The organism is Rhodococcus sp. IEGM 1307 (assembly GCF_030056915.1).
Taxonomy (GTDB): domain Bacteria; phylum Actinomycetota; class Actinomycetes; order Mycobacteriales; family Mycobacteriaceae; genus Rhodococcus_F; species Rhodococcus_F opacus_D.
The window spans coordinates 1-12,296 of record NZ_JASHKW010000005.1 but is presented as its reverse complement, the minus strand read 5'-3'; the positions used below and the strand labels follow the sequence as shown (position 1 = coordinate 12,296).

General features: G+C 67.8%; 9 protein-coding genes. All 9 read left to right on the top strand.

Annotated features, from left to right (window positions below; translation table 11 throughout):
- The first annotated feature begins 25 nt into the window (after positions 1–25).
- Positions 26–910 (top strand): 2-hydroxy-3-oxopropionate reductase, encoded by an 885-nt coding sequence (locus tag QM841_RS10920; protein WP_280781351.1) that lies wholly within the window; start codon positions 26–28, stop codon positions 908–910.
- Between the two features lie 36 nt (positions 911–946).
- Positions 947–2,752, top strand: coding sequence for a glyoxylate carboligase (gcl, locus tag QM841_RS10915; RefSeq protein WP_283331978.1), 1,806 nt, complete (start codon positions 947–949; stop codon positions 2,750–2,752).
- Positions 2,753–2,762: 10 nt separating this feature from the next.
- On the top strand, positions 2,763–3,914 hold the full coding sequence (locus tag QM841_RS10910; protein WP_283331977.1) for a glycerate kinase: 1,152 nt from the start codon (positions 2,763–2,765) through the stop codon (positions 3,912–3,914).
- Positions 3,911–4,969 (top strand): allantoicase, encoded by a 1,059-nt coding sequence (gene alc / locus QM841_RS10905; protein WP_283331976.1) that lies wholly within the window; start codon positions 3,911–3,913, stop codon positions 4,967–4,969. The genes QM841_RS10910 and alc overlap by 4 nt, the downstream gene beginning before the upstream one ends.
- A 53-nt stretch (positions 4,970–5,022) precedes the next feature.
- Entirely contained in the window at positions 5,023–6,420 is a 1,398-nt protein-coding gene (locus tag QM841_RS10900; RefSeq protein WP_283331975.1) for an NAD-dependent malic enzyme, read from the top strand.
- The gene (gene allB, locus QM841_RS10895) at positions 6,413–7,756 is read left to right on the top strand and encodes an allantoinase AllB (protein ID WP_037226270.1); all 1,344 of its coding nucleotides are present in this window, start codon (positions 6,413–6,415) and stop codon (positions 7,754–7,756) included. Before QM841_RS10900 ends, allB begins: the two co-directional genes overlap by 8 nt.
- Positions 7,757–7,957: 201 nt before the next feature.
- Complete coding sequence (locus QM841_RS10890) at positions 7,958–9,475, top strand: NCS1 family nucleobase:cation symporter-1 (protein ID WP_283331974.1); 1,518 nt, start codon at positions 7,958–7,960, stop codon at positions 9,473–9,475.
- 12 nt (positions 9,476–9,487) lie between these two features.
- On the top strand, positions 9,488–10,216 hold the full coding sequence (locus tag QM841_RS10885; RefSeq protein ID WP_283331973.1) for an aspartate/glutamate racemase family protein: 729 nt from the start codon (positions 9,488–9,490) through the stop codon (positions 10,214–10,216).
- 84 nt (positions 10,217–10,300) lie between these two features.
- On the top strand, positions 10,301–12,296 hold a 1,996-nt coding region (gene aceE / locus QM841_RS10880; RefSeq protein WP_283332298.1), incomplete at its 3' end, for a pyruvate dehydrogenase (acetyl-transferring), homodimeric type.

Sequence of the window (12,296 nt, the reverse complement as noted above, 5' to 3'; positions counted from 1 at the left end):
CACTTCGACGGAATCGAGGACACTCGTGAGCACTATCGCATTCATCGGACTCGGAATCATGGGCAGCCCCATGGCCGTTCATCTCGCCAAGGCCGGCCACCAGGTGGTCGGATACAACCGCTCGCCCGAGCGCACCGCGGCACTCGTCGAGGCCGGCGGCACCGCAGCGGACTCCATCGCCAAGGCCGTTGCCGGCGCCGACGTCGTGGCCGTGATGGTCCCCGACTCGCCCGACGTGCAGGCCGTACTCGCCGGTGAGGACGGAGTCTTCGAGCACGCCCCGGCAGGCGCTCTGATCATCGACTTCTCCAGCATCCGGCCCGACGTCACCACCGCACTCGCCGCGCAGGCGGCCGAGCGTGGATTCCGGCTGATCGACGCCCCGGTGTCGGGTGGCGAGGCCGGTGCGGTCAACGCCGCACTGTCGATCATGGTCGGCGGCGCCCCGGAAGACTTCGAGTCGGCCAGGCCGATCCTCGACGTCGTCGGGAAGACGGTGGTCCACGTGGGCCCGAACGGCTCCGGACAGACGGTGAAGGCAGCGAACCAGCTGATCGTGGCCGGCAACATCCAGCTCCTCGCGGAGGCGATCATCTTCCTCGAGGCCTACGGTGTCGACACCGCGGCCGCCGTGGAGGTACTCGGCGGCGGGCTCGCCGGATCGGCCGTCCTGAACCAGAAGGCGCAGAAGATGCTGGACCGGTCGTTCGAACCCGGATTCCGGATCGACCTGCACCACAAGGACCTCGGCATCGTGACCAGCGCTGCCCGTGAGGCAGGCGTCGTGACACCCCTCGGCGCCGTCGTCGCCCAGCTGATGGCCTCCGCCCGTGCGAACGGTGATGGTGGCCTGGATCATTCGGGTCTGCTGCGCGGAGTGGAGCGGCTGTCCGGCCGCCCCTCCCAGTGACCCGCTTCAACTCGTAATCCTCGATGGAGAACTGATATGCCTCGTATGCGCGCCGCTGACGCAGCGGTCAAGATTCTGGAACTCGAAGGTGCCACCCAGGCCTTCGGCCTCCCCGGTGCGGCGATCAACCCGTTCTACGCAGCAATGCGTGACCACGGTGGGATCAAGCACGTCCTCGCCCGCCACGTCGAGGGCGCATCCCACATGGCCGAGGGGTTCACCCGCGCCAAGGCCGGGAACATCGGTGTCTGCATCGGGACGTCCGGGCCGGCCGGGACCGACATGATCACCGGCCTGTACTCGGCGATGGCGGACTCGATCCCGATCCTCGCGATCACGGGGCAGGCCCCGGTCGCGCGCCTGCACAAGGAAGACTTCCAGGCCGTCGACATCGCCGCGATCGCGGGTCCGGTCACGAAGATGGCGATGACGGTGCTCGAGCCGGCCCAGGTTCCGGGTGCGTTCGCGCAGGCATTTCACCTGATGCGGTCCGGTCGGCCGGGACCGGTTCTCATCGACCTGCCGATCGACGTGCAACTGGCGGAGATCGAGTTCGACCCGGACACCTACCAGCCGCTGCCCGTGTACAAGCCGGCGGCGACCCGGGCGCAGGCGGAGAAGGCCCTCGACATGCTGGGGGCCGCCGACCGCCCGCTGATCGTCGCCGGCGGCGGCATCATCAACGCCGACGCCGCGGATCTGCTCGTGGAACTGGCGGAACTGCTGGACGTTCCGGTGGTGCCGACGCTGATGGGCTGGGGCACCATCCCGGACGACCACCGCCTCGCCGCGGGCATGGTCGGTCTGCAGACCGCCCACCGGTACGGCAACGCGACCATGCTGGCGTCGGACTTCGTCCTGGGCATCGGCAACCGCTGGGCCAACCGGCACACGGGCGGTCTCGACACCTACCGCAAGGGGCGCAAGTTCGTTCACGTCGACATCGAACCCACCCAGATCGGCCGCGTGTTCGCACCGGACTACGGGATCGTCTCCGACGCCAAGGCGGCGCTCGAACTGTTCGTCGCCGTCGCGAAGGAGCGCAAGGCCGCCGGAACACTCGCGGACCGCAGCACCTGGGTCGAGGACTGTGCCACCCGGAAGCGGACCATGCAGCGCAAGACCCACTTCGACGACGTCCCGGTCAAGCCGCAGCGGGTGTACGAGGAGATGAACCGCGTCTTCGGGCGCAACACCCGGTACGTCAGCACGATCGGGCTCTCGCAGATCGCCGGCGGCCAGTTCCTGCACGTCTACAAGGCCCGCAACTGGATCAACTGCGGCCAGGCCGGGCCGCTGGGCTGGACCATCCCCGCCGCTCTCGGAGTGGTGGCCGCGGAGCCGGAGACACCCGTCGTGGCGCTGTCCGGTGACTACGACTTCCAGTTCATGATCGAGGAACTGGCGGTGGGCGCCCAGTTCAACCTGCCGTACATCCACGTCGTGGTGAACAACTCCTACCTGGGACTGATCCGTCAGGCGCAGCGCGCATTCGACATGGACTTCTGCGTGCAGCTGGGCTTCGACAACATCAACACCCAGGAAACCACCGAACACGATGTGCTGCCCGCGGTCCCGAAGGGGTACGGCGTCGATCACGTCAAGGTCGCCGAGGGGCTGGGCTGCAAGGCGCTGCGGGTCACCGAGCCCGGCGAGATCGCAGGCGCCCTCGAGAAGGCCCGTGAGCTCGCCGGTGAGCACAAGGTGCCGGTGGTGGTCGAGGTCTTCCTCGAGCGGGTCACCAACATCGCGATGGGAACCGAACTCGACAACGTCGCCGAGTTCGAGGATCTGGCGGAGAGCTGGGAGCACGCTCCCACAGCCCTCATGCTGCTGGACTAGGGGGGGCACCGTGACACGTGTACTGGTCGCACCCGACAAGTTCAAGGGATCCCTCACCGCCGCGGAAGTGGCGGACGCCCTCGCTGACGGACTCCTGGCCGGTGATCCGTCCTGGGTGATCGATCGTGTTCCGGTCGCGGACGGCGGCGACGGCACCGTCGCCGCGGCCGTCGCCGCAGGGTGGTCTCCGGTCGCGGTGACCACCACGGGGCCGACGGGTCTACCCGTCACCTCGTCCTACGCGGTGCGCGGCTCGACCGCGGTGGTCGAACTGGCTTCGGCCGTGGGGTTGGTACTGCTCCCGGACGGTGTGATGGATCCCATGGGTGCCAGTACATTCGGACTCGGCACCGTCGTCAGGCACGCGCTGGAGGGGGGAGCCCGCGAGATCATCGTCGGTCTCGGGGGCAGCGCGTCAACCGACGGCGGTGCCGGCTTGTTACAGGCCCTCGGCGTGCGTGTCCTCGACGCCGGCGGCAACGAGGTCGCGCAGGGGGGAGCGGCGCTGCGCCACGCCGCCCGGGTCGACCTGACCGGTCTCCACCCGGCGGCGCGTGCGGCGCACTTCCGGCTCGCCTGCGACGTCGACAATCCGCTCCTCGGCCCGACGGGCGCCACCGCCGTATACGCAAGCCAGAAGGGCGCGGCCGCAGAAGAACTGGTCGTCCTCGAGGACGCCATGTCCCGGTGGGCGCAGGTCGTGCGCGCCGCGACCGGCCGCGACGACAGCCGGATCGCGGGTGCGGGCGCTGCGGGAGGCGCGGCGTTCGGCGCGATCTCGGTGCTGGGGGCCGACACGCGGCCCGGCATCGACACGGTCTTCGGGCTCGTCGACTTTCCCGGGAGACTCGCGGGGGCGGACCTCGTCATCACCGGTGAGGGGGCACTCGACGCGCAGAGCCTCCACGGCAAGGCGCCGATCGGCGTCGCGATCGAGGCGCGCAAGGCCGGAATTCCCGTCCTCGCCGTCTGCGGCCGAAACCTGCTCAGCGACATCAAATTACACGCCGCCGGCATCTCCGCGACATACGCACTCGCGGACCTCGAACCGGACCTTCATCGATCGATCAGAGATGCGGCGGAACTACTGCGCCGGATCGGCTGCACGATCGCGGCATCGACTGCCGAACTCGCACCACTCAGCACACGAGGAGAATCATGACGTCACCCGACTTCACCGCACTACCCGACCTCGCCTCACGCGCCCTCGGCGGAAGCGTATCCGCGGCCAACGACGAACTGTTCGCCCAGCGGGAGAACCTCATCAAGGCGGAGGCCCCGTTTTTCGACCCGTCCGATTTCGGGCACAAGGGCAAGGTGTACGACGGGTGGGAGACCCGCCGCCGCCGCGACGACGGCCACGACTACGCGATCGTCCGGCTCGGGGCTGCGGGCATCATCCACGGGATCATCGTGGACACCGCGCACTTCAAGGGCAACTACCCGCCCTTCATCTCCATCGAGGCGGCGTCGATCGAGGGCTACCCGTCCATCGAGGAGGTCATGAAGGCGGACTGGCAGACCATCGTCGAGAAGTCCCCGGCCGAGGGCCACGCCGCGAACGCCTACGCCGTCGCCGACCGGCACCGGTGGACACACGTGCGGCTGTCCATCTACCCCGACGGCGGCGTCGCACGGTTGCGGGTGCACGGTGAGGTCGTGCCCGACCCCCGGTTCCTCGACGGGACGGTGGACCTGCTGGCCGCGGAGAACGGCGGACGCCTCGTCGGCTGCTCCGACGCGTTCTACGCGTCGCCCGCGAACATCATCCTTCCCGGGCGGGCCCGGAACATGGGGGAGGGCTGGGAGAACTCCCGGCGTCGTGGCGGCGGCAACGATTTCGCGGTGTTCTCGCTGGCCGCGGCCGGCATTCCCCGGCACGTCGAGATCGACACCAGCTACTACGTCGGGAACGCGCCCGGCTGGGTGCGGCTGAGCACCGCCGACGCGCGGACCGCCGACATCGCCGACGAGAGCGCGTGGACCGAACTGCTGTCCCGCACGGCCGTGCAGCCCGACACGAGGCACCGCTTCGTTCTGGACGCCACCGAGGCGGCCACGCACCTGCGACTCGACGTCTACCCCGACGGTGGCCTGTCCCGGCTGCGGCTGTTCGGCGACCTCGACGCGACTGCGCTGGCGGAGACGCGACGCACCTGGTGGGAAGCCCTGCCCCAGAGCCATCAAGCGCTCGTCGCCGACCAGGCGCCGCGCTAGTCGGAGCACCGGCGCGCTCTCCACCCCTACCTGACGAACCCGAGGAAACACGCATGCCCAATCCCAGTCCCGGTTACTCCATCACCGTTCGCGTCACGGCCCCGGTCGGCGCAGGCACCACCTCGACTCTCGCGGGGGCGGTGGCCTCCGTGAAGGGCGCCATGACCGCGTTGGACGTGGTGGAGAGCCACCCCGACCACATGGTCATCGACGTGACGTGCGACGCCTCCGACGTCGAGCACGCCGAGCAGATCGCGTCCGCGATCGCCGACGTGCCCGGTGTCGTGGTCGGCAAGGTCAGTGACCGCACGTTCCTGCTCCATCTCGGTGGGAAACTCGAAGTGGTGCCGAAGGTTCCGCTCAAGCACCGCGACGACCTGTCCCGCGCGTACACACCCGGCGTCGCCCGGGTCTGCACCGCGATCGCGGAGAACCCCGAGGACGTGCGGCGGCTGACGATCAAGCGCAACACCGTCGCGGTCGTCACCGACGGCTCGGCCGTGCTGGGGCTGGGCAACATCGGTGCCGCCGCGTCGATTCCCGTGATGGAGGGCAAGGCGGCCCTGTTCAAACAGTTTGCGGACGTGGACGCGTGGCCGGTCTGCCTGGACACCCAGGACACGGACGCGATCGTCGAGATCGTCCGGGCCCTCGCACCGGTGTACGGGGGAATCAACCTCGAGGACATCTCCGCCCCACGCTGCTTCGAGATCGAGGCCCGGCTCCGCGACATGATGGACATCCCGGTGTTCCACGACGATCAGCACGGCACCGCCATCGTGGTTCTCGCCGCACTGACCAACGCCCTGCGGGTGGTCGAGAAGAGCCTCGACACGGTGAAGATCGTGGTCTCGGGGGTCGGCGCCGCCGGACACGCCATCATCCGACTGCTGGTCGCGCAGGGTGCCACGAACATCGTGGCGTGCGGGCGGAACGGCATCCTCTCGCCCGACGACACATCCGACTCGTTCCGGTCCTGGATCGCGAACAACACCAACCCGGAAGCTCGGTCCGGATCGCTTCGGGACGCACTGGTCGGTGCGGACGTGTTCATCGGTGTCTCGGCGCCGGACATCCTGACCGGCAGCGACATCGAGACGATGGCGGAGCGGTCGGTCGTGTTCGCCCTCGCGAATCCGGTGCCCGAGGTCGATCCGGTCGCAGCCGGCAGGCACGCGGCCGTCGTCGCGACCGGACGGTCGGACTTCCCGAACCAGATCAACAACGTGCTCGCGTTCCCGGGCGTGTTCCGGGGCCTGCTCGACGCGCACGCCGTCGAGATCACCGACGACATGCTCATCGCGGCCGCCCGCGCGATCTCCGATTCGGTGTCTCCGTCGGAACTCAACCCCACGTACATCGTGCCGAGCGTGTTCGATGCCGCAGTCGCCCCGGCCGTGGCCGCGGCGGTGCGCAGCGTTGCCGGCGCAGGTGGTGAACACGATGTCTGACCGGCTCGACCTGCTGTTCCGCGCCCCGCGGGTGATCACCGCGGCGGGGGAGGTCGCCCGCTGCGTGGGTGTGCGGGACGGCCGGATCGTCGTCATCGAACCGTTCGGCGCCCAGCTCGACGCCGAGGTCGTGGTCGAACTGGGCGACGACGAGGTGCTGATCCCCGGTCTCGTCGACACGCACGTGCACGTCAACGAACCGGGCCGCACCGAGTGGGAGGGATTCGCGAGCGCGACCCGGGCCGCGGCCGCAGGCGGGGTGACCACGATCGTCGACATGCCGCTCAACAGCATCCCGCCGACCGTCGACGCCCTGGCACTCGACGTGAAACGCCGGGTCGCCGCCGATCAGGCATACGTCGACGTCGGGTTCTGGGGCGGCGCCGTGCCCGGCAACGTCCCGGACCTGCGGGCCCTGCACGACGCGGGCGTGTTCGGGTTCAAGTGCTTCCTTCTGCACTCCGGCGTCGACGAGTTTCCGCCGCTGGATCCGGCCGAGCTCGAACTGGCGCTGAAGGAGATCGCGGGCTTCGGGGCGATGATGATCGTGCACGCGGAAGATGCGCACGCGATCGACCGCGCGACGTCACCCGGCGGCGAGAACTATGCGGACTTCCTCGACTCGCGGCCGCGGGGCGCCGAGAATCTCGCCATCGCGGAGGTTATCGAGCTGGCGCGGTGGACCGGATGCCGGGTGCACATTCTGCACCTGTCGAGCTCCGACGCGTTGCCGATGATCGCGTCGGCACGCAAGGACGGCGTGAAGCTCACCGTCGAGACGTGCCCGCACTATCTGTCGTTCGTGTCGGAGGAGATTCCCTCGGGTGCAACGCAATTCAAGTGCTGCCCGCCGATCCGCGAGGCCGGGAACCGTGAGCTGCTGTGGCAGGGCCTGGCCGACGGCGTGATCGACTGCGTCGTCACCGATCACTCCCCGTGCACGGTCGACCTCAAGAGGTTCGACATCGGCGACTTCGGTGTGGCGTGGGGCGGCATCGCCTCGCTGCAGGTGTCGCTGTCCGCGGTGTGGTCGGAGGCCAAACGTCGCGGGCACAGCCTGAACGACGTGGTCCGGTGGATGGCGGAGAACCCGGCCGAGCAGGTCGGGCTGAACACGAAAGGGCACATCGCGCTGGGGTATGCGGCGGATTTCGCCGTGTTCGCGCCCGAGGAGGCGTTCGTCGTCGACGTGGCCGCCCTGCAGCACAAGAATCCCGTCTCCGCCTACGACCGGCGTGCCCTCGCCGGCGTCGTGCGCAGTACCTGGCTGGCCGGCAAGCGGATCGACCTCGACGAGGCCCCCCGGGGCCGGCTGCTCAGCCGCGGTCTGGCCTGACGCCGCCGCACCCTTGCATGGGCCTGGGTCCGAAAGATCCAGTGCTGCAGCGGGTTTGTCGTGTTCCGGGTGGTACGGAACCAAGATATATCCTGCGGAAATCATTGACCGGTCACTGTTGCCTGGCTCACACTTGGAGGGACAATGGAACAAGCTTTCCGTGATACGGAAGTTCGTTCGCCGCCACGCAAGGACAGGCACATGCTCATAGACGACACAGTCTCGCGGCACACCACCACCGTCGCGCCGCCGGCGCCGCCAGCGACCCAGACGAGTACCACACTCTACAACCTGGACCTGGCACCCACGAAGGCCTCGGGTCGCCGCTGGGGTAGCTACAGCATCTTCACGCTGTGGACCAACGACGTCCACAACATCGCCAACTACTCGTTCGCCATCGGCCTGTTCGCGCTCGGCCTGGGCGGCGGCCACATGATCCTGTCGCTCATGATCGGAGCGGTCATCGTGTGCGTCGCGATGACCTACGCCGGCTTCATGGGACAGAAGACGGGCGTGCCCTTCCCCGTGATGAGCCGGATCAGTTTCGGAATCCGCGGCGCCCAGATTCCCGCCATCGTCCGCGCGGTCATCGCGATCGTCTGGTTCGGAATCCAGACCTACCTCGCGTCGATCGTCTTCCGGATCTTCCTCGTCGCCGTGGCGCCGTCGCTCGACCGCTTCGACCAGAACTCGATCCTCGGACTCTCCAGCCTCGGGTGGATCTGCTTCATCGGGATCTGGGCGATCCAGATCGTCGTCCTCGTCTACGGGATGGAGGCCGTGCGACGATTCGAGAGCCTGGCCGGTCCGCTGATCCTGGTCACGGTCGGCTCGCTCGCCCTGTGGATGCTGTTCCGCACCGACTTCTCCATCGCGTGGACGTCCGATCAGCCCGCCTCGGGTGGGGAGATGTGGCGGCAGGTCTTCGCAGGCGCAGCCCTGTGGATGTCGATCTACGGCACCCTGATCCTCAACTTCTGCGACTTCTCGCGGCGCTCCCCGTCGAAGACCGCCGTCGTGCGCGGCAACTTCTGGGGCCTGTTCGTCAACGTCCTCGCGTTCGCCGTCATCGCGTTCATTCTGTGCGGCGCGCAGTTCCAGATCGACGGCACCATCATCGACAGCCCCACGGACATCGTCGCGGCGATCCCGAACACCTTGTTCCTGTCGCTGGCCTGCCTGGCCCTCGTGATCGTGACGATGGCCGTCAACGTCATGGCGAACTTCGTGGCACCGTCGTACGTGCTGTCGAACCTCGCCCCCGAGAAGATCAGCTTCCGCAAGGCCGGCATCATCAGCGCCTGCATCGGCGTGGTCCTGCTGCCGTGGAATCTCTACGACAGCCCCGTGGTGATCAACTACTTCCTCGGCGGCCTCGGCGCCGTCCTCGGCCCGCTGTTCGGCATCATCTTCGTCGACTACTGGTTCATCCGCCGCACGAAGGTCGACGTACCCGCCCTCTACTCGGACAGCCCGACCGGACCCTACTACTACCGCAAGGGATTCAACCTTCGGGCGATCTATGCCCTCGTCCCCGCCGCGCTCGTCAGCACCCTGTTCGCGATCGTCCCCGCCTTCCATCTCGTCGCCCCGTTCTCCTGGTTCATCGGAGCGGGCCTGGCGGCGGCAATCTACGCGGTCGTCGGCGACCGCACCCGGCAGTACGTGGACGTGTCCGGCGAGTCCATCGCCGTGGACAGCGGCCACGGCGACCACTGACAGGAGCTTTCGATGCGTATTCTCGTCGTCAACGTCAACACCACCACGTCCATCACGGACGCCATCGCCAAACAGGCCGAGGCCGCCGCGGCACCCGGTACCGAGATCGTCGGGCTCACACCGGAGATCGGTGCGGAATCCGTGGAAGGGAACTTCGAGAGCTACCTCGCCGCGATCGCCGTGATGGACCGGGTGCGGTCGTACCCGGAACCGTACGACGCGGTGATCCAGGCAGGATACGGCGAACACGGCAGGGAAGGACTGCAGGAGTTGCTCGACGTACCCGTCGTCGACATCACCGAGGCGTCCGCCAGTATCGCAATGATGCTGGGACACAAGTACTCCGTCGTCACCACCCTCGACCGCACCGTACCGCTCATCGAAGACCGGCTCCGGCTCGCGGGCCTCGACGCCAAGTGCGCGAGTGTACGCGCGAGCGGACTGCCCGTCCTCGCGCTGGAATCCGACCCCGAGCACACGATCGAGGCGATCGTCGACGAGGCCGAAGCTGCTGTGCGCGAAGACAAGGCCGAGGTGATCTGCCTCGGCTGCGGTGGAATGGCCGGCCTCGATGACCGGATCCGTGAGCGCGCCGGCGTTCCGGTGGTCGACGGCGTCAGTGCCGCTGTCACATTGGCGGAATCTCTTGTAGGGTTGGGTCTCTCGACTTCGAAGGTGCGCACCTACGCGCCCCCGCGTCCCAAGCAGATCACGGGATGGCCGCTCGCGAAACCGCGGTAGTCACCTCTGCAGTGAGTTGTACAGCTTCGTCCTCACCCCGGACGGCCACTACGGCGCCCTATCCCGCGCCCGCAACGATGGAGTATCCCTTTGCTCGAACAGACCACGACCTCCGTAGACCCCGGCCGCGCCGGCTCGGTTCGCGTCATCCGTGAGGGTGTTGCGTCTTATCTGCCGGATATCGACCCGGACGAGACCACGGAGTGGTTGGAATCGTTCGACGGACTGTTGGACCGGTCCGGACCGACCCGTGCCCGGTATCTGATGTTGCGGATGCTCGAGCGGGCCGGGGAGAAGCACGTCGCGTTGCCGGCGTTGACGTCGACCGATTATGTGAACACCATCCCGACGGAGAACGAGCCGTGGTTCCCCGGCGACGAGGAGACCGAGCGCCGGTATCGGGCGTTCATCCGGTGGAACGCGGCGGTGATGGTGACCCGCGCGCAACGCCCCGGCGTCGGGGTCGGCGGCCACATTTCGACGTATGCGTCGTCGGCGGCCCTGTACGAGGTGGGGTTCAACCACTTCTTCCGCGGCAAGGACCATCCCGGGGGCGGGGATCAGATCTTCATCCAGGGCCACGCCTCGCCGGGCATCTACGCCCGCGCGTTCCTGGAGGGGCGGATCCCGGCGGAGCGGATGGACGGGTTCCGGCAGGAACACTCGCACGCCGATCAGGGCGGCGGGTTGCCGTCGTACCCGCACCCGCGGCTGCTGCCGGATTTCTGGGAATTCCCGACCGTGTCGATGGGGTTGGGCCCGATGAACGCGATCTACCAGGCCCGGTTCAACCACTACCTGCACGACCGCGGCATCAAGGACACCTCCGATCAGCACGTGTGGGCATTTTTGGGTGACGGCGAGATGGACGAACCCGAATCCCGCGGCCTGGCGCACGTGGCGGCCACCGAAGGCCTCGACAACCTGACGTTCGTGGTGAACTGCAACCTGCAGCGCCTCGACGGCCCGGTCCGCGGCAACGGCAAGATCATCCAGGAGTTGGAGTCGTTCTTCCGCGGCGCCGGCTGGAACGTGATCAAGGTGGTCTGGGGCCGCGAGTGGGACGCACTGCTGCACGCGGACCGCGACGGCGCCCTGGTCAACCTGATGAACGTCACCCCCGACGGCGACTACCAGACCTACAAGGCCAACGACGGCGGGTACGTGCGCGAGCACTTCTTCGGGCGGGATCCGCGGACGAAGGAACTGGTGAAGAACCTCTCCGATCGCGACATCTGGAACCTCAAGCGCGGCGGCCACGATTACCGCAAGATCTACGCCGCGTACGCGGCGGCGATGGCGCACAAGGGGCAGCCGACGGTGATCCTGGCGCACACCATCAAGGGCTACACCCTGGGCAAGCACTTCGAGGGCCGCAACGCCACCCACCAGATGAAGAAGCTGACCCTCGATGATCTGAAGAATTTCCGGGACCTGCAGCGCATCCCGATCTCCGACGAAGAGTTGGAGAAGGACCCGAAGATGCCGCCGTACTACCACCCCGGTAAGGACGCCCCGGAGATCCAGTACATGCTCGACCGGCGTAAGGCGTTGGGTGGGTTCCTGCCGCAGCGGCGCACCAGCCCGGCGCCGTTGCCGCAGCCGGCGGACTCGACCTACGACGTGGTCCGCAAGGGCTCCGGGAAGCAGCAGGTCGCGACCACCATGGCGTTGGTGCGGATCATGAAGGAGCTGTTGCGGGACAAGGAGATCGGCAAGCGGATCGTGCCGATCATCCCGGACGAGGCCCGCACCTTCGGGATGGACTCCTGGTTCCCGTCCTTGAAGATCTACAACCGCAACGGGCAGCTGTACACCGCGGTGGATGCGGAGCTGATGCTCGCCTACAAGGAATCGGAGATCGGGCAGATCCTGCACGAGGGCATCAACGAGGCCGGCTCGACCGCCTCGTTCACCGCGGTCGGCACCTCGTATGCCACCCACGGTGAGCCGATGATCCCGCTGTACATCTTCTACTCGATGTTCGGGTTCCAACGCACCGGCGACGGCCTGTGGGCCGCCGCGGATCAGATGGCCCGCGGGTTCGTCCTCGGCGCCACCGCCGGCCGCACCACCCTCA